Source organism: Nitrospiraceae bacterium, assembly GCA_035623075.1.
In the GTDB taxonomy this organism is placed as follows: Bacteria; Nitrospirota; Nitrospiria; order Nitrospirales; family Nitrospiraceae; genus DASPUC01.
Map to the genome: position 1 here is coordinate 1 of DASPUC010000037.1, position 20,104 is coordinate 20,104.

The 20,104-nt window shown below is 56.3% G+C and carries 20 protein-coding genes; 13 read left to right on the forward strand and 7 right to left on the reverse strand.

What is annotated here, in order from left to right; genetic code table 11:
• The coding region (locus tag VEI50_12265; protein HXX75894.1) for a cation transporter at positions 1 to 194 on the reverse strand (194 nt) is incomplete at its 3' end.
• A gap of 369 nt (positions 195 to 563) precedes the next feature.
• Between VEI50_12265 and VEI50_12270 the strand changes: the two genes are divergently transcribed.
• The 13 genes from VEI50_12270 (at position 564) to VEI50_12330 (ending at position 15,528) form a co-directional block, all read left to right on the forward strand.
• Positions 564 to 1,493, forward strand: a complete 930-nt coding sequence (locus VEI50_12270) for a hypothetical protein (GenBank protein ID HXX75895.1) — start codon at positions 564 to 566, stop codon at positions 1,491 to 1,493.
• A 309-nt stretch (positions 1,494 to 1,802) separates the two neighbouring features.
• Positions 1,803 to 2,894 carry a hypothetical protein gene (locus tag VEI50_12275; GenBank protein HXX75896.1) on the forward strand — a complete coding sequence of 364 codons (1,092 nt, stop codon included), beginning with the start codon at positions 1,803 to 1,805 and terminating at the stop codon, positions 2,892 to 2,894.
• 193 nt (positions 2,895 to 3,087) lie between these two features.
• Entirely contained in the window at positions 3,088 to 4,761 is a 1,674-nt protein-coding gene (locus VEI50_12280; protein ID HXX75897.1) for a SulP family inorganic anion transporter, read from the forward strand.
• Positions 4,762 to 5,084: 323 nt separating this feature from the next.
• A complete protein-coding gene (locus VEI50_12285; protein ID HXX75898.1) occupies positions 5,085 to 6,086 on the forward strand; it encodes a radical SAM protein in 1,002 nt (333 codons plus the stop codon).
• Positions 6,083 to 7,039: a radical SAM protein gene (locus VEI50_12290; GenBank protein ID HXX75899.1), complete on the forward strand. Its 957-nt coding sequence runs from the start codon at positions 6,083 to 6,085 to the stop codon at positions 7,037 to 7,039. Before VEI50_12285 ends, VEI50_12290 begins: the two co-directional genes overlap by 4 nt.
• 114 nt (positions 7,040 to 7,153) lie before the next feature.
• Positions 7,154 to 8,164 (forward strand): lysylphosphatidylglycerol synthase domain-containing protein, encoded by a 1,011-nt coding sequence (locus tag VEI50_12295; protein HXX75900.1) that lies wholly within the window; start codon positions 7,154 to 7,156, stop codon positions 8,162 to 8,164.
• A gap of 49 nt (positions 8,165 to 8,213) precedes the next feature.
• Entirely contained in the window at positions 8,214 to 8,939 is a 726-nt protein-coding gene (locus VEI50_12300) for an HAD family hydrolase (protein ID HXX75901.1), read from the forward strand.
• Positions 8,936 to 9,679 carry an NTP transferase domain-containing protein gene (locus VEI50_12305; protein ID HXX75902.1) on the forward strand — a complete coding sequence of 248 codons (744 nt, stop codon included), beginning with the start codon at positions 8,936 to 8,938 and terminating at the stop codon, positions 9,677 to 9,679. Before VEI50_12300 ends, VEI50_12305 begins: the two co-directional genes overlap by 4 nt.
• Positions 9,676 to 10,518 carry a hypothetical protein gene (locus VEI50_12310; protein ID HXX75903.1) on the forward strand — a complete coding sequence of 281 codons (843 nt, stop codon included), beginning with the start codon at positions 9,676 to 9,678 and terminating at the stop codon, positions 10,516 to 10,518. Before VEI50_12305 ends, VEI50_12310 begins: the two co-directional genes overlap by 4 nt.
• Positions 10,515 to 11,840, forward strand: a complete 1,326-nt coding sequence (locus tag VEI50_12315; GenBank protein ID HXX75904.1) for an aspartate aminotransferase family protein — start codon at positions 10,515 to 10,517, stop codon at positions 11,838 to 11,840. Before VEI50_12310 ends, VEI50_12315 begins: the two co-directional genes overlap by 4 nt.
• A 9-nt stretch (positions 11,841 to 11,849) precedes the next feature.
• A complete protein-coding gene (locus VEI50_12320) occupies positions 11,850 to 12,914 on the forward strand; it encodes a Gfo/Idh/MocA family oxidoreductase (GenBank protein HXX75905.1) in 1,065 nt (354 codons plus the stop codon).
• Between the two features lie 194 nt (positions 12,915 to 13,108).
• On the forward strand, positions 13,109 to 14,173 hold the full coding sequence (locus VEI50_12325; protein ID HXX75906.1) for a CDP-alcohol phosphatidyltransferase family protein: 1,065 nt from the start codon (positions 13,109 to 13,111) through the stop codon (positions 14,171 to 14,173).
• Entirely contained in the window at positions 14,170 to 15,528 is a 1,359-nt protein-coding gene (locus VEI50_12330) for an inositol-3-phosphate synthase (protein HXX75907.1), read from the forward strand. The genes VEI50_12325 and VEI50_12330 overlap by 4 nt, the downstream gene beginning before the upstream one ends.
• On the opposite strand, the gene VEI50_12335 is transcribed toward VEI50_12330, so the two are convergent.
• The 6 genes from VEI50_12335 to VEI50_12360 all read right to left on the reverse strand — a co-directional run bounded on the left by VEI50_12335 (position 15,516) and on the right by VEI50_12360 (position 20,046).
• The gene (locus VEI50_12335; GenBank protein HXX75908.1) at positions 15,516 to 15,686 is read right to left on the reverse strand and encodes a hypothetical protein; all 171 of its coding nucleotides are present in this window, start codon (positions 15,684 to 15,686) and stop codon (positions 15,516 to 15,518) included. The two genes, VEI50_12330 and VEI50_12335, sit on opposite strands and share 13 nt — an antisense overlap.
• Before the next feature lie 561 nt (positions 15,687 to 16,247).
• Positions 16,248 to 16,934: a lipid-binding SYLF domain-containing protein gene (locus tag VEI50_12340; GenBank protein HXX75909.1), complete on the reverse strand. Its 687-nt coding sequence runs from the start codon at positions 16,932 to 16,934 to the stop codon at positions 16,248 to 16,250.
• Positions 16,935 to 16,952: 18 nt separating this feature from the next.
• Entirely contained in the window at positions 16,953 to 17,849 is an 897-nt protein-coding gene (locus VEI50_12345; protein HXX75910.1) for an OmpA family protein, read from the reverse strand.
• A 169-nt stretch (positions 17,850 to 18,018) separates the two neighbouring features.
• Positions 18,019 to 18,663, reverse strand: a complete 645-nt coding sequence (locus VEI50_12350; GenBank protein ID HXX75911.1) for a BON domain-containing protein — start codon at positions 18,661 to 18,663, stop codon at positions 18,019 to 18,021.
• A 20-nt stretch (positions 18,664 to 18,683) separates the two neighbouring features.
• Complete coding sequence (locus tag VEI50_12355) at positions 18,684 to 18,845, reverse strand: hypothetical protein (GenBank protein ID HXX75912.1); 162 nt, start codon at positions 18,843 to 18,845, stop codon at positions 18,684 to 18,686.
• A 148-nt stretch (positions 18,846 to 18,993) separates the two neighbouring features.
• On the reverse strand, positions 18,994 to 20,046 hold the full coding sequence (locus tag VEI50_12360) for a hypothetical protein (GenBank protein HXX75913.1): 1,053 nt from the start codon (positions 20,044 to 20,046) through the stop codon (positions 18,994 to 18,996).
• Positions 20,047 to 20,104 lie beyond the last annotated feature (58 nt).

Sequence of the window (20,104 nt, forward strand, 5' to 3'; positions counted from 1 at the left end):
CCGAGAGACGCGCTCAGCAAGCCGCCGATGGTGGCTCCAACATAAATTGAGAGCTGCTCCGTCGCCTGCCCCATCAGTCCAGCCAGTGGCACGATAGCGAGGGCGGAAGCAATAAAGATTGCGATCGGACTGGCGCCGTACCAATCCAGCCCAACCGCCAACGGGATGCAAACCAGCAGCAGGTTCAAGGTCATGGTCGTTCCCTATCAGGAGAATGCCTGCGCGTCCTCAGAAGGGAATGTCCCCTCCGGCCGTCCGTTCGAGGAGGAGCCTGAGCTGCTCCGGGCATTCAGAGATGTGTTATCCTCCCTCCTCCTTGAGGCTCAGCTGAAACCTAACAGGTTCAAGGGAAGACGCGTCATGTACGGTCCACTCAGCCCGCGGGAGCCTAGCACAAGAAAACTTTACTCGCAAAGCAAGCCTGTCCGCTTTATTGTGCCCGAAGTGCAGGGTGTTGGATTCGAATCCGGAATTTGCTGCTCAGCTTCGTATGCGACTACAGGCGAGATTGAATTCAATCTGCTCTTGGTAACGGTGGCCTTGCCGAGTCAAAATGGTGACGCATGAAACTTTGGGGCCATCTGTATGAGGTAACAGAGCTTACATCGTTCATCCGTCATTATGTGGTGAACAGATCTCAGCCGAGCCCAGACAGTATTCGTCCTATTCGAGATGCCCACGTCATCCTCTGCCAATTAAACAAAGGTGCCTCCAGTTCGCGCGTCCTCGTCGAGTCCAAGACGGATGAAGGAGGCCGATTCGAGCTGAATGTTCCGAACCTCTCGGACACTCCCGTATTTCTGTTCGTGTCCGGCCCTGACGATGTCACCGGGTCCAACGTCGGAAACGAGCATCGATCCAGCTATAGGTACCGCTCCTTTCCGTTTGACCCCGACGCGAATGGCGAACTACGACGGGACATGTACGTGACCCGCCTCGTCCTCCCAAGCGAGTCCGGATATTCGCAGGCTTCATTAGCCGACGCCCTGACCGAGACAAAAAAACAGAACACAGAAATCGAATGGATTACAGGCACGATCACCTCTAACGGTATTGTTCTGAGCTGCGGTGGAAAGGGCGCTAGGGCGTCGGGCCGGCTCGTGCTCAAAGCCAACCTGTCGGGCGATCTGACCAGGATTTTGGACCACTCTGTCGAGGATTTTCATCTGGAGCTTCCCGGTCCGTCCTGGTTGGTCGGATTTGTCGTCTCACGGAACGCGATCGAAGCATCCATCCGAGCCGGCCTCGCTGATCTTGCCAACGAGATCAGCGAGCGGCTGCGCCTCAACACCATCGCACTATTCACAGGCCAAGTACCGCCCGCGGACCCTGAAGCTGCCAAGAGACTTGTCGGCGAGACCACGCTTTCGGTCAATCGTCTTCTCTATACAACCACACCTGGCAGTGAATCCTCGATGGCCTCTTGCACGATTACAATCGAGGCTTGTGTCGGTTTCGACAGGACGCTTAAGAAAGGCACTTCACGTGTATGACATCTTCTCGAAGAGTTGGCGAAGGCGAAGAAGGAGAATACAGCGTCACACAGGAATGACGGAGTCTTCGTAACTTGACCTATTGTGACCGCTGATGGTAGCCTGCCGCCTCTGTTGGCACCGTGTTAGCTTTTTTGCATAAAGTACACCGTTCACCGATGTAGGCCGAGCGGCAAATGCCGTGTTCTTGTCGACAAGTCCTTCCCGCTCACACAACTGCAAGCCTTATCCGTTTTTGAAGCAATTGGAATAAATTCATGAACCTTCGCTTGAAGAACTGATCTTGGGATAACAAGTATGGAACATCACATGATAAAGACCCAATCTTCTATCGGCTATCTTCACCAATGGCTGGCAAACGAACGAGGCGTCGCCTTGTTAGCTGTAGCTCTCTTGATAAGTCTGCTCTTCGCCGGACCCACCGCCGACGCAGCTGACCTGCCGACGGTGGATGATGTCATGAAGGAGTTGAAGATCTCGGATAGTGACCAGGAAAAAATCCGGCGAGGTGAAATCGTCGATTGGTCACCGACAGAAGGATCGGATCGGGAACTGGCGCTCGGCATGGTGTTTCTTGTCAAGGCCACACCAGAGGAAATCACTCCGATATATCGACAGGCCATGATCCTCAGGGAAGTGTCGGTGATTACAGCCCATGGCACTATTACGGGTGAAGGGACCATGGATCAATTGGCCGGGGTGGCATTGAAGCCGAACGCGGAAAAGGAGGCCAAACGCTATCTGAACGCGGAACCGGGCGAGGAGTTGAATCTGGACGCGAAGGAGATGGCGGGCTTTCGGGCGCTTCAGTCGCAGGCCAAGGACGGGGCGATCTCGGTGAAGAAGGTTGAAGAACTGCTTCGTGAGGGGCTGCTGGCTCGATACAAGGGCTACCATACAGAGGGGCTGGCAGGCATCGCGCCTTATGAGCGTGGCCACGGGAAGCAACGACGGGCAGGAGATGAGCTGCTTCTATCGACCAAGCAGCTGTCTGGTGTGGCCAAGCATCTGCCTGTCTTCCACAACTTTCTGATCAATTATCCGAAAGGTCTGCCTGCGGAGGAGGTCAAGAACTTCGAGGAAAGGTTCTACTGGCTCAACATCGATATCTTTGGTCGCCCGACCTATGTTCTGGTTCACCGAATGCTGTACCATGTGGGCGAAGCCGTGATGGCGGTTGAGCGTCAGTATTATGCCAGCCACGACTACAATACGATGCTTCAAGGAGTCGCTGCGCTCCCAACCAAGGAGGGCACTTTCTTGTTTTACATCGGCCGAGTCTCGACCGATCAGGTCGCGGGATTTACGTCTTCCGCTCTCCATCCTGTATCTCGCGCGATCGCTGCGCCCTATATCAAGGACATGTTTAGGAGCCTTCAGGAAAGAGCGAAGAAGAAGTAGCGTGTCCTAGACTTAGAATCTGCACCATCGCTCAGACGGTTGGGCTCATCAAGGTTCTGTCTAAATCAATCTGAGCATTCCCGACAACCACAGCCCTTCACTGAGGTAGCCCGACGATTTCTTCGGAAGAATTCTGATTCCTCGCACCAGTTGAACAGTTATATGCTCACGTATTCCACGGAGTGACCGCACAGTGATCATCCGTTTCGCACCCGGTCTTCGGAAGCTTCTGAACTACCGGCGTGAATGGTTCCGGGCTGATTTGGTCGCCGGTGTCTCGGTTGCTGCCGTGGCAGTTCCAACTGCGATCGCCTATGCGCAATTGATCGGCTTTGAACCGATCGTCGGGCTATATGCGGCGATCCTTCCACTCGTAGCCTATGCGCTGTTCGGGACCTCACGCCAGCTTATCGTCAACCCCGACGCGGCCACGTGCGCCGTATTTGCCGCCACCGTGCTGCCGCTTGCCGGCGGTGATCCCAATGCCCTCCGGTCGCTCTCCATGGTACTGGCAGGGTTGACCGGCCTGGTGTGCATCGCGGCAGGACTCTTCCGACTTGGCTTCGTAGCCGACTTCCTTGCGAAGCCGATCCTGGTCGGCTATCTCAATGGCGTGGCGATCAGCATCTTTCTTGGTCAGATCGGGAAAGTCTTCGGCTTCGCCATGCACTCGCGCGGGATCATCCCACGGCTCATCGAGTTCGCCGGTAAGCTGCCGCAAACCCATCTGCCAACGCTTGCCGTGGGAGCGACAACGTTCGCGATAATCATGGGAAGCAAACGCCTGGTACCTCGCGCGCCAGCTCCGTTACTGGCCACAGCGGCAGCCGTCGCACTGGTCTATGGCTTGAGTCTGGAGGCTAGTGATGTGGCGGTTGTAGGTGCATTACCGGCGGGACTGCCAACCCTGAGCTGGCCACAATTTGATCCCGAGCTTTTGAAGCCCCTGCTCGGCGGCGCCCTCGGAGTGGCGCTCGTGAGCTTCAGCAGCGGCATGGTGACCGCAAGGAGTTTTGCCGCCCGGAATCGTTACGACATCGACGTGGATCAGGAATTCATCGCGCTCGGTGCTTGCCAGATCGCCGCCGGTATGTCGCAGGGCTTTGCCGTGACCGGAGCTGACTCTCGCACTGCGGTAAACGACGCAATGGGCGGCAAAACTCAAGTGGCTGGGCTGATTGCCTCTGCGACGATGGCGGTGGTGCTCTTTTTCCTGACAGAGCCCTTGCGCTATCTGCCGGTGGCAGCGTTGGGCGCGGTTTTGATCGTCGCCGCCGTCGGACTCTTCGATGTGGCTGCGCTCCGCAAGATGTGGCGTGTAAACCGATCAGAGTTTGTGCTGGCCCTGTTCACCACGCTTGGCGTCATCTGGCTGGACTTACTGGAAGGCATCCTCCTGGCAGTGGGATGCGCCTTGCTCCTGCTGATCAAGCGAACGTCGCGACCGCCGGATGCTGTGTTGGGTCGAGTGCCGGGGATGAGAGGATGGCATAACGTGGCCGACCATCACGATGCGGTAACTCAACCAGGCCTGATGGTCTACCGATTCAGCGCCGCGATCGTGTTCTTCAATGCGGGGTATTTCAAAAAGCAGGTCTTGGAGCTTGTCGCTCGCCACCCAGACATTGAGTGGCTCGTTGTGGATGGAAGTACAATCAACGTGGTCGATGTCACCGGTGCCGAAATGCTCGAATCCCTCGCCGAAGAACTGGAGGCCAAGGACGTTCGTTTCTGCCTTGCGAACGTTCACCGTGACGTGCGCAACACACTCAAACGTGCCGGTACTCTCTCACGCATCAACACCGACTTCATCTTCCCGTCACTCAATACCGCGACCGACGCATTCCTCGCACGCACACAAGCGTGAGAAAATTCAAGAAGGCTGATAGAAGAGAGCGGACATCCGGGAACCGGTTGCGTACTTTTGGTTGTTCGAATTCAGCCCTCGGAGTTCTCGTTGAAGCAGAGCTCCGAACGGGAATAATGAGGCTGCACGAACAACACTACCAGATATGTAAAAGAACACCCTGCGGCTCAAGCCGAAAACATGACAGAGCTCATAGATATTTACTTTCACCTTAGGCCAGCCTATATTGGCTGGGTTGAGGGGTTGTATCGGTCAGCTGAGGCTCATCTTCGATGTGAAGCAAGCCCCTACCCGATACGGAATTGTCGGCACGAGTAGATTCTATGCATCCATCAATGGTGATTCGGGGGATGATCGCGCGGCTGGGGATTCGGCCCTATCCCCTCTCCCTTACCTACGAGGTGACATGGCAGTGCAATCTGGCTTGCTCCTATTGCGACCGGCATACCCCAATGCCGCAGGAAATGACGCGCGATCAGATAATCAAAGCGTTGGAAGAGTTTCATGCGCTCGGCATGCGACACACCAATCTCGATGGTGGGGACCCCCTCGTCCATCGACACATCGACGAGATCGTCGAGTGGCTCGTGCAACGGGGCATCACCGTCAGCATGCATACCAACGGAATACTGGTTCCCAAAAAGATCAACACTGTTCGAAAACTTTCACGAGTGAAGATCAGCTTGGATGGACCACGTGAACCCCATGATGCTATGCGGGGACCGGGAAGTTTTGATCGGGCTATTACAGGGGCGAAGGCCGCTCAAGCAGTTGGAATCCCCGTAGAGTTTACCTGCATCGTCGGGCGTCACAACGCCGGGACCCTCGATTCACTTATGGAGATCGCGGCGGACTTAACAATTCCGGTGGTCTTCCAGCCCGCGTTGAACAGTTTATTTCTGGAGACCGCTCGAGACGGATCGGCCTGGCAACTAGACGCCCAGTCCATTCGAGCAGCGTTCGGACACATCGAGCAAATCAAGCGACGCAGTACCGTGGTGGGGAATGAGTGGTCCAGCCTGCGGCATTTCCGTACGTTTCCTGAGGATACAACGCCCCCTTGTGCAGCGGGCTGGGTTCTGGCCACAATGGACGCCGAGGGAACGCTATTCCCCTGCGGTCAAGTCAACCGCGCTGATCACTCCAACAACGTCGTGCGCCTGGGAGTGGCTCGCGCGTTCGCCGGACTTTCGAGGAAGGGGTGCAGTCAGTGCTGGTGCGCACGCCTGGTTGAAGGGAACTACGAGTGGGGAATGCGCATCGATCGCATGCTGCCGCCGCTGATCATGCCACAGTCATCAGGAGGAGAATCGAGAGGCGCGTGAAACAGTTAACGATGCCTTCATTGAATCACCGTGCCGATTCTCAACCTATCTCATGGTGGGACTGGTTGCGCTACGGACCATTTTTAGCGCAGCTGGTGGTCACGCGACGATGCAATCTCTCCTGTGGCTATTGCTCCGAGTACGACAGCACCTCACAACCCATTCCCATTGCCATCCTCCAGAGCCGTATGGAGAAGTTACGTCAGCTGCGTACATGGGCCATGGCATTAATGGGTGGTGAACCGACGCTGCATCCGGATCTCCTCCAGATCTTCGCAGAAATGCGCCGATTAGGATTCCGCCGCCGCATGATGACCACGAATGGCATTCTGCTGACGAAGGAGCTGATCGAAGGGCTAAATACCCAAGGCATGACTGATCTGAACGTCAGTGTCGACGGCGTGAAACGGAACTCTACAACGATGAAGGTGCTGGAGACGCTGCGATCGAGACTCGAGCTCCTGGCCCAACATGCGCGCTTTCGCGTTGTTCTGAGCGCCGTCATCGGCAGCGCACCTCCAGAAGAAGTCCTTCAGGTCGTCGATTTCGCAACCTCGCATGGATTTAGTCCGCGCGTGCTCTTGTTGCATGATGAATCGGGGCAAATCGGACTCTCTCCCGATCAGTTGGCTCTCTATGCAGAAGTCAAGCGCAGAATTGGCCGGGCCGCGAATGAAGCGGGCAACTATCGCGATCGTTTGATCCACGGAGCACAAGCGCCGTTTCGTTGTCGAGCCGGTGCGCGATACCTGTACGTCGATGAATTCGGAATGGTGTGCTGGTGTGCGCAGACCCGCGCCTCGTTCAGGAAGCCCCTACTGGACTATACCCTGGATGACCTGCGTGAGCAGTTTTACACCGGGAAATCCTGCCAGGCCACATGCAGTGTAGGTTGTGTGAGAACCGTCTCCGCTTATGACGCCTGGCGCTTGCAAGGGGCGTCGTCGAATTAGTCGACCACATGGAAGGGGATGGTGTAGCTCGGTTGTTCAGTTCAGTCTAAATAGACGACGAGACAAACCCAGCTATCCCTTCGATCGTAAGCTAACCCGCAACCGTAACAGACGATGAGAAAATGCTATCAAGTTGGCGTGCTTTTGGCCGGAGTTGGGGTGATCGGATGGATTCTCTGGACGGTTGGGCTCGCAACGGTCGCGGCGAACCTCTCCGTCATTGGAGCTCGGCTGCTTGCCTTCATCGCACTCTATCTGTTTGCTCAACTTGCCTTCATGGTCGCCTGGTGGGTGGTGATGGACCGCGATGCCCAGGCCTACGGTTTTCTGAGGCTGTTCGGTGTCTACCTGGCGGGCGATACCGTCAATTATCTCGTTCCCTCGGGTAATCTTGGAGGGGAGCCAGTCAAGGCCTACCTGTTAAGAGACACAGTGGGATTCGGGCAGGCGCTGACTTCGATCGTCATTCACAAGCACGCGGAACTGATTGCCGAATGGGTCTTGCTGGTTGGAGGCCTGACGGTTTGCCTTGCATACATAGAGATGCCGAGTGTCGTGACGCTTGCAAACACGGTGATTGTCGGCGGACTCGGAGTGAGCCTCATTATCATGACGTGGGCCCTGAGAGCGGGCACGCTTTCCCCGATCCTGCGTCGGTTATCTGATTGGAAACCGCTGGCCTCCTACCTGCAAACCCATCAGCCTGCTGCGGACGCGCTGGCTACGCGACTTCGTACGTTTTACAAGGAGCAATGGCGGTGGTTTCTTGTTTCGACAGGCTGGTGTCTTATCGGATGGTGCGGCGGACTTCTAGAGACCTACTTGGTCCTTCACATCCTCTCCCCGGCGGAGGGGTGGACCACAGCTGTGGCGGTCGAAACCATGGTCCTGGCTTTTAACATTGTCTTTGGGTTTGTTCCGGCACGCCTAGGCAGCGCCGAGGGAGTGAGGGTCGGTGTGTTTGTGTTACTCGGGCTTCCGGCTGCGCAAGGGGTTGCATACGGAGCTGTTCGCCGTGCTCGGGAATTGGCCTGGATTTTGCCAGGCTTTGTCATCTTGTGGAAGCGACACTTGAGGTGGTTCACTCAAGAAGATGCTGAGACGCTCCCAGCGCGGCTCGCCTGACACGTGGTCAGCCCACTGTCGTGCTGCTTGCTGAGTGAGATTGAGCGAAATGAAGCCAGGCCTATTGGATGAAATAGCTCGACCGCGTTTGGATCGATCGTCGATCACGGCGATCCTTTTCGATTTCGGCGGAACATTGGATGCGGACGGTGTGGCCTGGAAGGAACGGTTTCTTCGCTTGTATCGGGAGGAAGGAGTGGACGTTTCGAGTGAGCGGTTTGCTCGAGCTTTCTATAAAGCCGACGATGCACTCGTAGGTAGGATCCCGTCCACGCTATCTCTCCAAGACACCGTTCGCCGCCTCGCACAGGATGTGGCGCGAGAGCTTGAGGTGAGCGATCAGGCCACGGTGGCACGAGTTGCCAATCGGTTCACGGCCGAAGCCCTCGAGCGCCTCACGAAGAATCTGTGCGTGTTGCAGGATCTCAGCCGTCGCTATCGCCTCGGGATCGTTTCGAATTTCTATGGAAACCTCTCAGCCGTCTGCCGTGAAGCCGGTTTGGATCCGTTCTTCCAGACCATCATCGATTCTGAGGTGGTAGGGCATCTCAAACCGAGTCCTGAAATCTTTTATACGGCATTGAAGGATCTCCAGGCCGAACCGTGGCAGGCTGTATTCGTGGGGGATTCTCTCCAGCGCGACATGGCGGGAGCCAAAGCAGTCGGGATAGCCCATGTCTGGCTCACTTCGCAAGCGTCTCAGCAAGGAGAAGCCTGTTGTCCCAACGATCCGGTTGCGCATGGGTTGGAAGACGTGAGAACGTTGTTCGTATGACGCACAAGGGAATCATACGGGGGGGCATCATCGCTGCAGGCGAAGGGTCCCGTCTCCGGCAGGCCGGATATACGGAGCCGAAACCTCTCGTGCCGATAGCGGGCACTCCGCTCATCGAACGAGTGATCGGCAATTTTCTGGCGGCCGGGATTGAATCGTCGGTGATCATTTTCAATGAGGAAGGGGGGCGAGAGTGCGAGCGCTGGGTCCGTTCTCGATTCCCCGATGTAGACATCGAGGTCATTATCAAGACCACGGCATCATCCCTTGAAAGTTTTCTCATGGTGGCCGGGCGAATCAAAGAGGGGCCTGCGCTCATTTCAACCGTAGACGCGTGGTGTTCACCGGAAGATTTCAAAGGCTTTGTCGAAGCGGCTGCGCGCCGACCACCGGAGTCGACGGTGCTGGCCGTCACACCGTTCGTGGCAGATGAGCGTCCGCTCTGGGCCCTGTTGGATCAGTCGGGTCGCGTGAAGAGTCTCGGAAATTACACCGGCACGATGGTAACGGCAGGCATGTACCTTGTGCCAGAGCGAGTGAGGCAGCTCTCAGTACCGAAAGAGCTCAACAGACTGAGGGATTTCTTGGGTTGGTTGGTCACGATCGGCGAACCGGTTTTTGGTATTCCGATTGAAACAGTGGTGGATGTGGACCGGGGTGAGGATGTGCCGTTGGCCGAGGCTTTGACGAGCACATTCCGGTTGAATCAGGCAGATCGAGCGTCTGAGGAGGTTACGTGAACGAACGGGAATGTTGGGGGATTTTCCGAGAACGGGCGCATTCGCCGGGACGGGAATTTGACGACGCCGAGATTCTTCGGCTAACCGGCAAGCATCTGGATGCAATGGGATTCCACGTCAGCCTCAAGACAACGGACGAGATTCCCGCAAGAGCTTCCGGACCTCCTCCGGCGATGTTCATGATGTGCGAGCAGATCCGAATTCTGGAAGAGCTTCAGCGATGGGAACAACGAGGGGCCCGCATCGTCAACACCCCAGTGTCGGTGCTCAATACGTACCGGGAGCGGATGGTGCTGCTGCTGGAGCAGGCACGTGTCTCTTCGCCTGCGAGCCGGATCATACCGACGAATGCACCAAGGATCACGTCCGCCGATCCGGTCTGGGTGAAACGCGGAGATGTGCACAGTACGCAAGAAGAGGACGTTTCGTTCGCTGCCAGTGGAGTTGAAGCAGAACAAGCGTTGCGGCGCCTGGCTCTACGCGGGGTTCCATCAGCCGTGGTACAAGACCACATTGCAGGCGATCTTCTCAAGTTCTACGGCATCGGTCGGCCTGATCTGAAACCGAGAGACGGCACATGGTTTCGATGGTTCTATCACAAAGATCAACGGGTCGCGGGACACTCGTTCAATCCGAAAATGCTAGTCGACCTTGTCCACCGCGCGGCAGCGGCTCTCGGCCTTGAAATCTATGGAGGAGACGCGATCGTGAGTGATGGAGGTGCCATCACCCTGATCGATTTGAATGCCTGGCCGAGCTTTGCGCTCTATCGTGACGAGGCGGCGAAACATATCGCAGCCTATCTGGCTGAGCGGTTTCTGGGAGAACGGGCCGCATGAAACGTCACAATCCAGGTCCGCGCTCCATGCGCATCGTGGAACAGGAACAGCAACACATGTCTCCTGGCTTGCAGTCGATCGCTCTCTACTCCGGTTTGGCAATGGCGCATGGCACCGGCTGTACGCTGATCGATGAAGACGGCAAGCGCTATCTCGATTTTGTCGCCGGTATCGGAGTGGGCAGTGTCGGTCACTGCCATCCCCACTATGTGGAGGCCTTGAAACAACAAGGCGAGCGTCTGACGTTCAGCAGCTTTACCACTGAAGTCCGCGCAAAATTTCTGACCCTCCTCGCGTCAGTCACCCCGAAGGGGCTCAGCCGAATTCAAATGTTTTCGGGTGGCGCGGAGACGGTAGAGGCGGCCTTCCGTCTCGCAAAATCTGCCACCCGCAAGTTCGAGTTCATCGGTTTCTGGGGCGGCTTTCACGGAAAGACGGGCGGGGTCTTGGGATTACTCGGAGATGACTTTAAGAAGGAACTCGGACCGTTCATGCCAGGTCTCTATTCAGCACCCTATGGACACTGTTATCGCTGTCCGTGGAAATTGACGTTTCCGAGCTGCGGGCTGGCCTGCGCCGAGCATTTACGCCAGGTCATTCGGTACCAGACGCAAGGTGAGATTGCCGCGATCATCGTGGAACCGGTTCAAGGAACAGCGGGGAACGTTGTGCCTCCTCCGGGCTTTCTCCAAGCGGTCCAGGACATTGCCAAAGAACATGGTGCGTTGCTCATCGCCGACGAAATGCAAACCGGATTCGGTCGAACCGGATCGATGTGGGGATGCGACCATGAAAGACTGGTTCCCGATGTCATGACGGTCGGGAAAGGCATCGCGGGGGGATTTCCGTTGTCCGCGCTGATTTCAACTGATGAGCTGACCAGCCGGAAGCCGTTCGCCAACCCGAGCGGCAGCTCGTCGAGTTACGGAGGGAACCCGCTGGCTTCAGCAGCAGGTCTGGCCACATTGGAAATTATCATCAAGGACGACCTCGTGAAGAATGCCGAGCGTGTCGGGAACGTGATGATGGCAAGGCTCCGTTCCATGCAAGATCGTTATCGATGCATCGGCGATGTCCGGGGAAGAGGCTTGATGCTCGGCCTCGAGTTAGTCCGGAACCGGGAGTCGAAAGAACCGCTCCCGAAGGACGTGACGCGGGCTTTATTCCAGGAATGTTTGCGCCGTGGACTGGTCGCCATGTGTTACTCACCCATCATACGAATCAGTCCACCCCTGGTCATCAGCGAAGACCAGGCCTTGCAAGGCCTCGAGCTCTTAGACGAGGCCTTGGCCGCAGTGACGCGGGATTATCAGCTCGAATAGGCGGGAGCAATGCTACGCGGAGCACTCATCGGATTCGGCAACGTGGCGGCCAACGGCCATGTGCCTGGATGGTTGGCGTGCCAGGATGTTGAGATTGTAGCGGTGTCGGATACAAACAAAGCGAGGCAGTCCGAAGCCGAACGTCTGCTCCCCTACGCACGCTGGTACGACTCTGGTGAGATGTTGCTGGCCGAGGAGCGGCCTGATTTCGTGGATATCTGCACGCCTCCATCCGGCCACGCTGACCTCATTCGAGCCGCTCTGCAGCGAGGATTGCATGTGCTGTGCGAGAAACCGTTGGTGACATGCCCTGACGATCTTGTTGAACTCTCAGTGTTGGCCGGAGCCGAAAGAAAAGTTCTCTATACGGTGCACAATTGGCACCACGCTCCGAATATCGTCTTCGTCCGTGAGCTTCTCCAACGACGTGAAATCGGATCCATCACCCGATGCATCTGGCAAACCCTTCGTATCAAGCCGGCGGCAGCCGTCACCGGCCAGCCGGGCAATTGGCGTCTCGATCCACAAGTCGCAGGGGGAGGAGTGCTTGTCGACCATGGATGGCATGCCTGTTATGTCATGCTCAGCTGGTTGAATCAGAGGCCGACTGCGATCAGTGCCAGGCTGGAGACCAGACGTCACGTTGACTCTCCTCTCGAAGACACGGCAACGGTCCACATTCAGTTTCCGCGCGCAACCGCGGAACTGTTTTTGACATGGGCGGCCGACGATAGACGCAATACGGTCGAGATCTCCGGTGACCGCGGCACAATACGTCTTGAGAATAATTCCGTTGTGCTCTCGCAGCCCAACTCACATGAAGAACCGCGTCGTTGGACTTTGGCGTCGAGCCTGGCCGAAGGCTCCCACCATCCGGAGTGGTTCGGTGGCGTTGTCAACGGATTTCTTGCGGAGATGGCGGAGGCAACGACGAGAGGTCACAATTTCTCCGAAGCGGCTCTCTGTGTCCAGATGCTGGCCTTGGCTCAATTATCCAACCGACAAGACGGCGCCTGGCTTCCGATCCCGGACTCAATCTCAGTTGAGAAGATGGACACGGGAGTGCCGCGGTGACTCTTCTCTCAAATGAGACCGCAGTGTCCGATTATCCTGTGCCAGTCAGGCGTAATGGTCCAACGCTCATTGTGGTTTTTCCACAAGAACAGGATCACGAGAAGCCCATTTCGCCCATGACGGTTGTGTTGGGCTTATCCCTTCTCCGACGAGTTATATTGACGGCCCAGCGAGCAGGATTCTCGACTCCCTTCGTGGCAACCTCCGACCCTTCTGGGATCAAACAGATTCTGGACGGAACTTCTGCCATCGCAATATCGCCATCCGACGTGAGCACTCACCTCCCTCAAGGACGAATCGTGCTGTTGACCTCGAACGTACTTCCGACTCAACAGTTCTTGCGACAGCTGTTGGATCAACCGCTTCAACCCGATCGAGTCTCTGTGTGTGGCAACGTAGCAGCATGGGTTGAACCGTCGAGGTCTTTAGATTGGTCCTCGGTCCTGCAGCATGTTTTGCGAGGTCACGGCTTGGGGGGAGCGTTTGTCGGTGCGAACGCGACCATCGTTGAAGAAAAAGTCGACGGGTTGTTTATCCTCAAGACCATGAAGGATCAACGGGTAGCTGAGCGTCATCTTCTGCGAGGGCTGATCAAGGATACAGAAGCATTTATGTCTCGACATTTCGAAAGACCAATGTCGCTGGCGATCACGCGACGACTCGTGTCACGTGCCATCACTCCCAACGCGATGACCACAGTCAGTGTCGGCATTGGACTCTTGGGATCCCCGTTTTTTCTCTCTTCGTACTGGGGCTATCAGCTCGTCGGCGCGCTTCTCTTTCTTGCGCACTCCATCCTGGATGGATGCGATGGAGAACTGGCGCGATTGCGTTTTGAAGAGTCGCGCTGGGGCGGCATTCTGGATTTCTGGGGCGACAACGTCGTGCACGTCGCGGTGTTTGCCTGTATGGGAATCGGATGGAGTCTGAGCGTCGGCGAAGCCTGGCCGCTCTGTTTGGGTGTTCTCGCGATACTGGGAACAATCTGTTCGGCCGGATTCGTCTATTGGCACACCATGCGGGGTGAAAAGTCGACCGGCCCGCTCTTTACGTCCGTCGTTCGATCGACAACCTCCAGGCTGTCTCATTTGATGGATTCACTGGGGCGGCGAGATTTCATTTATCTGGTCGTCATACTTTCGGCTTTTGGAAAGGCTTCGTGGTTTCTGGCCCTCACCGCGATCGGCTCTCCGATCTACTTCATCATCTTGGTGTGGCTTGCCCGCACTGAAGGCCGTAACAGAGGAGAACAATCATGAGTGAAAACAGTTCGCGTTATCCTGAATTGGCCAGGACGATCGCTCTGGCGCAGGGAAGGCTCGGGGTCCTCCTGCCAGGTCTGGGCGCCGTGGCAACTACCCTGATTGCCGGCACGCAATTGATCAACAAGGGTCTGGCAAAACCCTACGGATCGTTGACCCAGCTCCAGCGGATACGGCTCGGCAAACGCACCGCTCCTCGATTTGTTCCGATCAAGAAGGTGGTGCCGCTCGCCGAACTATCCGATCTGGTCTTCGGCGGCTGGGACATCTTTCCGGACGATGCCTACCAGACGGCCAGAGCCGCAGGCGTCGTGCCGCACGATCAGCTGGAACATGTGAAGCATGAACTCGAAGCCGTCAAGCCTTGGCCCGGCGCCTTCGAGCAGCGGTATGTCCGAAACCTGCGGGGGACCCACATCAAAACCGCAACGACAAAAATGGATCTAGCTGAAGCAGTGATGCGGGATATCGAGAACTTTGTCGCCGCAAACGGAATCCGCCGGTCGGTCATGATCTGGTGCGGATCGACTGAAGTGTACTCCCAGCCCGGCTCCGTGCATCAAACCCTGGAAGCGTTCGAGCAGGGTCTTAAGGAGAATGCGCCGGAGATTTCCCCTTCGATGATTTATGCGTACGCGGCTCTGTCCCTTGGTGTGCCCTTTGCCAATGGAGCTCCGAATCTTTCGGCTGATATTCCGGCACTCGTGCAACTGGCGGCCCAACGACGGGCACCGATTGCCGGGAGCGATTTCAAAACAGGACAGACCTTGATGAAGACGGTTGTTGCGCCAGGCCTGAAAGCCAGGATGTTGGGGCTCCGCGGCTGGTTTTCCACGAATATCCTCGGCAACCGGGATGGCGAAGTGCTCGATGATGCCGGCTCCTTCCGCGCAAAAGAGGTCAGTAAGAGCGGCGTATTGGATGCGATCCTGCAACCGGACCTCTATCCGGACCTCTATGGAAACTATTACCACAAGGTGCGTATCGAGTTTTACCCACCGCGCGGTGATGCCAAAGAAGGATGGGATAATATCGACATCGTTGGTTGGCTGGGGCAGCCGATGCAGATCAAGATCGATTTTCTCTGCCGCGATTCTATCCTCGCCGCCCCGGTCGTGTTGGATTTGGTGCTCTTTCTGGACCTTGCGCAACGGGCCAGACTCTCCGGGATTCAGGAGTGGTTATCATTTTACTTTAAGTCACCGATGTCTCGGCCTGATTTAAAGCCCGAGCATGATCTCTTTGTTCAGCACCTGAAGTTGACCAATACGCTCCGGATCCTCGTCGGTGAGGAGGTGTTGGACCACTCCGGGCTGGATTACTACGAGGGCGAGATGTCTCACGGCCACTGATGATACAACGTCTCGATGAGGACCAGGATTCGTTCTCGAAATACGGCTGGGTCGGAATCGGCGTTCTGTGGTGTCTGGTCATTCTCCTCTGTCAGCCTTCTTCCCTCACACGAGCAGAGAATCCGCACGAGACTCATCATCCCAGAGACGACGCTCATGGATCACTTTCTACGAAGCGATCTCCACGACCATGGGCCCTATGACCTCTGGTTGGGACGGATCGCCTGAAGGAAAGGCCTACTCAGAATTCAATCACCGCCTAGCAGGAGCCCTGGTAGTGATCATCGGCTTGGGGGGACTGCAAGGAAGCTTGGGCACGGCCCTTTTATCATGGATGCGGTTCCTCTTACCGGGCGCGCTGATGTCGGAAAAGAGAGCGGCCTCAGTCGTTTCGTAGCATCTCACGAGTCCACAGAGTTGGCTCCGTATCCCTTATCCGTTTGTGGCTCTCCTTCCTTCGCCATACCACGTGAAATCCGAGAGCCGAAGCACGACGGACAAAGGTGGAGTCCTTTCTCCTTTAACGTATAGAAGGTCTGGAGATCGGAAACCCCGCAGTCCATGCAAGTGACTGGGCGTAGTGAAGGTAAAGGATGCTGGCAGGTTGTTCGGCAGCACATGAACGAGACCTCGCTGCTCTTGGAGGAGGATCTATTCGGAATACCGCAGGAGTGTGCCCCAGCACAGAAGGGCATCGCTCACGAGCTGGCTGTCGTTCTCTACGGTTCAATTTTGGTAATTTTTGACCCTTGCAATCCCAACCCCGCCATCAGCCCCTGTTGGCTGAAAATGAAGGCATAGACGTCGCTCCGCCCTGTTGTCGTCGTGAGGCTCTTTCCCGCGCCTTTATCCATGACCACGATGCTGGGACCGACCCCGACCTCCCATCCCGAGCTATTGTCCAAGTACTCCAACGCCTTCTCGTTCATGAAGAACATGACATAGCCGAACGATTGGATGCCGGCTTGAAGGCCATACGACGCAGCGACATTGCTATAGTACCCGACCGTTGTCCCATCTTTTTTGAGGGCACCCTTCCCGTAGTGAGCCCCAATAATGAAGCCACCCTTCACGATGCTCGGAAAGATAAGGATACCCTTGGCCTCCTTGCGGAACATCTCCGCCTCCGGTGTATCTTCGAGCAGTTTCTTAAGTCCCGCATCCGCCTCGCGATCGATCTGCGCGGCCTCAGCGGACTGCCCCGCAATGGCTATCGAGGGATGAAGCGAGACACTCATTGACAGAGAAAGCAGCAGGATGATCAACGTACCGGACCTCACGGATCGTTCTCGCTCGGAAGCCTCCTTATCTGCTTGGTTCCACCTGCCCATTGTGCCGCCCGTCACTTCATGATGCTCCTGTTTCTTTCCACTCTTGATTCCTCTTCCTTCCGCAATTTTACGCACTAATGACTTGCATGTCGATCACCCACGCGTCACGCGCACTTCGACGCGCCGATTCTTTGCCCGGCCTGCATCAGTTGTATTCGGTGCAGTAGGCTTGGTGTCGGCGTAACCCGCTGTAGAGGCTCCGGTGAGCCCCCCATCGGCAAGAGCTTTTGCCGCATTGGCTGCGCGTGCTTCAGAAAGTTCCTTATTCGTGGGAAACCTCTCCTTCAAGGGGGATTTAATCGGCTGGCTATCGGTATGACCTTCCACCGCTACCTTATATTCCGGGAAGTCTTTGAGAATGGTCCCGACCTGTTTGAGTGCATCGGTGCCCGCGGGTTTCAGTTCGTCCTCGCCGCTCCCGAACAGGTAGCCAGACGCGAGATTGATTAAGAGTCGCTCGTTGTCCAAATCGACCATAATATCGCCCTTCTCGATTTGAGGACGAAGGCCCCGGACCAAACTGCGCTGGGCATCTTTGAGTTTCGACATTTCGGCAGAAAGTTCGCCGCGAAGGCTGGCGAGCTGGCTTTCCAAATCTGCGTTTCGCTGCTTGGCTGCGGCAAGGTCCGCAGCGAGTCTGTCCTTCTCTCCCGCTCCGGCTTGAAGCGCCGCGATTTCTGATTGCGAGGCGGCCAGCTGCCCTTCAAGATCCGCTACTCGTGCCTTGGACCCATCGAGGTTTGTCTGGGCCGATTGAAGGGATCCACTGGCGCCAGACCGGAGAGACGCGATCTCTCGTTCACGATCCGCCAGCTGCTTCCGTGCAGCGGCAAGTTCATCCTTCAACCGTTGCTGTTCTATTTCCCAAGAGGTCGGGTGACGGTACTCATAGCCGCCATCGCAGCAGATTCCGTTCCAATTGAGGGCACTCGCATTGCCAGCGAAGACCAACAGACTCAGGGTTAAAACCGAGCACTTCACAGTGTTCATGGTAGTAGTCTCCTTCTCCTTGAGATTAGCTGCTTCTGTCATATTTTGCCCCGCCAAACGCACAGTTACGCTCCACCCCGGCTGTCAGGCCACCAAGCCAACGGAGTTTCGCGAGGAGCAACCTGGAGCATGAAACAGTATTCTTGAATGGTACCCACTCTCGACGGCACTACGACGTCGACATCGGCTTGATCTCGACGAACTGCTTGATGTCTGTCACCCCTTCGGTCTTGCGGATGATGCCCAGGACAGTGTTCAGTTCGTCCTGGCTCCGAGACCGGCCGATGAGGTATACGACGTCCCGGACCGACCGCCACCGGTAGTTGACCGACGTGACTCCCCGAGTTGAGAGCAACTGCCCGTTGATCTTGGTTTCAATCCAAAAATCATTGACGGCCTGTCCGACCCCTTCTTTCTTGGACTCATCCTTGTTCTGGGCCGCCTCCCGACGCTGTTCCTTCTCCTCCTTGGACACGATCTGGATCTCGTTGTAGATTTTCTTCACACGCGAATCCGCTTTCTGGACCAGCTGGACCATGTCCGCCTTCACCTTGGGATCGTCGAGCGTGCCGGTCAGCATCACCCGCTGCTCCCAGACGTCCGTCTTGACGTCGAGCAGCAGACTTTTATCCTTATCGGCCAGGGCGGAGAGGATATTGGTGTCAACCTTCGCATCAAGGATATGATCATCATTGGAGCGATCTTCAAAAGCCGCTTTAGCGGCTTGCTCATACACCTGCATACATCCGGTCACGCCGAGCGCGACGATCACCGCTAGGCTAGCCAAGATGATCCGACCACTGCCTTGGGTCATGGTGTCCTCCCCTCTTTCGATTAAGAGCGCTGTACAGTCACGGCCAAGTGCAGCATGAGTGCCAGGCGCCCGTCGTGAAACTGCCCAGGAAGAAACAATCGCATTAACAAGACGTTAAGCATCTCAAATGGCTGTGGCGTAAAGAGAGTCAGTTGCCTCGTGGGGTGTTTCGGGTCAGTCATCTAGTCGATGGTTGTCCTCGATTTCCACAGCCGACCGTTGCGACCCCCTCTTGTTCAAGATGCCATGCACGGCCTGGGGTGTTCCGGTTGCACATTTCTTAAAGGCTATGATGAACATAGAGATGGGAGCGAGGAGATCGCGCGGCACTCAAAACCCAACAAACATGCGTCGGATTCCGGTTTCGATATTCCACTCATAGCCGCCGGGAATATTTCTGCCCCAGAGCCCGACACCGGGCCTCACCCACAGCCCCCAATCGTGGACGAAGCGATATCCTCCTTCGAATTCTAGCGTCATGCTACTCTTTGCCCTCTGATCCCAAAGCACTTGAGGGGTGAGCTCTATGCGTGTCCACCATTGATCCGTCCAAATCGTATTAAAAAAAATCTGGCCACTAGACGTGGATATAGACTGCCGAGAGGGATCTCCACCCACCGAAACCTGATGTTCGATCAGGGTGAATAACAGAGAATCCCATGCGGGAAACACGTGAGCCGTTGCTACGCCGGGACCGACGGTATATTTACCACTCCCCAGCGTGTCTTCCGCCGTCGGGAACGTGAAATCCATCCCGATAAAAATTGCATTCCTTGGATCTGAATAGACACGGCCACCGGTTCGTACGAAGAGATCGCTCACCCCGTTCTCATTGCTCGCACCAGCCTGGTTCGGCGTTGACCATACGTACGGTATGTCGGCGCGAAAGACAAAATTTCCCTGATAGGGGACATCGAACCGGGTGACAAGATTGTTTGTCCGCTTGCCTCCTTCCAACGCATCATACCGAAAGAGGGTCTGGGCTCGACCAATGATGGCAGTGGGATCGTTTCCCATTCTGGCTGCGAGGTTGGACAGGGTCTTCGCCTTGTCTTCCTCTTCGGTAGTCAGTGGCTGCCATCCGAATAGCTTGATCAATGATCGAAGCCCAACCGCCTCTTCTCCTGATCTGGGTGCCGACTCATCTGCCCCAAGCCCACGAGTCTTTTCGAAAACAGCTTCCTGAGCACGCTTCAGAGATTGGGCACTCCCCTCCTCTCGAGGAAGCGGCGGTGGTTCCTGCCCAAACGCCAGGTGGGGAGAAATTGGTAGGAAAAGAACCGAGATGAGCCAGGCGCGCCGTGCCAGCGGGCTCGATTGGACTCGCGTCCACTTTCTGCCGACTGGACGACCGTTCAGGCGCCGCCGTCGTGCGTACGTCACTCCACCATCGTGTAGAGATCGCTGAGACACAAATATCGAGCGTTGAACCTTAGCAAGG

Coding starts and splice junctions, on each gene's coding strand:
- VEI50_12270 (HXX75895.1), top strand. CDS start 564: ATGAAACTTTGGGGCCATCTGTATGAGGTAACAGAGCTTACATCGTTC.
- VEI50_12275 (HXX75896.1), top strand. CDS start 1,803: ATGATAAAGACCCAATCTTCTATCGGCTATCTTCACCAATGGCTGGCA.
- VEI50_12285 (HXX75898.1), top strand. CDS start 5,085: ATGCATCCATCAATGGTGATTCGGGGGATGATCGCGCGGCTGGGGATT.
- VEI50_12295 (HXX75900.1), top strand. CDS start 7,154: ATGAGAAAATGCTATCAAGTTGGCGTGCTTTTGGCCGGAGTTGGGGTG.
- VEI50_12300 (HXX75901.1), top strand. CDS start 8,214: ATGAAGCCAGGCCTATTGGATGAAATAGCTCGACCGCGTTTGGATCGA.
- VEI50_12305 (HXX75902.1), top strand. CDS start 8,936: ATGACGCACAAGGGAATCATACGGGGGGGCATCATCGCTGCAGGCGAA.
- VEI50_12315 (HXX75904.1), top strand. CDS start 10,515: ATGAAACGTCACAATCCAGGTCCGCGCTCCATGCGCATCGTGGAACAG.
- VEI50_12320 (HXX75905.1), top strand. CDS start 11,850: ATGCTACGCGGAGCACTCATCGGATTCGGCAACGTGGCGGCCAACGGC.
- VEI50_12330 (HXX75907.1), top strand. CDS start 14,170: ATGAGTGAAAACAGTTCGCGTTATCCTGAATTGGCCAGGACGATCGCT.
- VEI50_12335 (HXX75908.1), bottom strand. CDS start 15,686: ATGAGCGTCGTCTCTGGGATGATGAGTCTCGTGCGGATTCTCTGCTCG.
- VEI50_12345 (HXX75910.1), bottom strand. CDS start 17,849: ATGAACACTGTGAAGTGCTCGGTTTTAACCCTGAGTCTGTTGGTCTTC.
- VEI50_12350 (HXX75911.1), bottom strand. CDS start 18,663: ATGACCCAAGGCAGTGGTCGGATCATCTTGGCTAGCCTAGCGGTGATC.
- VEI50_12355 (HXX75912.1), bottom strand. CDS start 18,845: ATGACTGACCCGAAACACCCCACGAGGCAACTGACTCTCTTTACGCCA.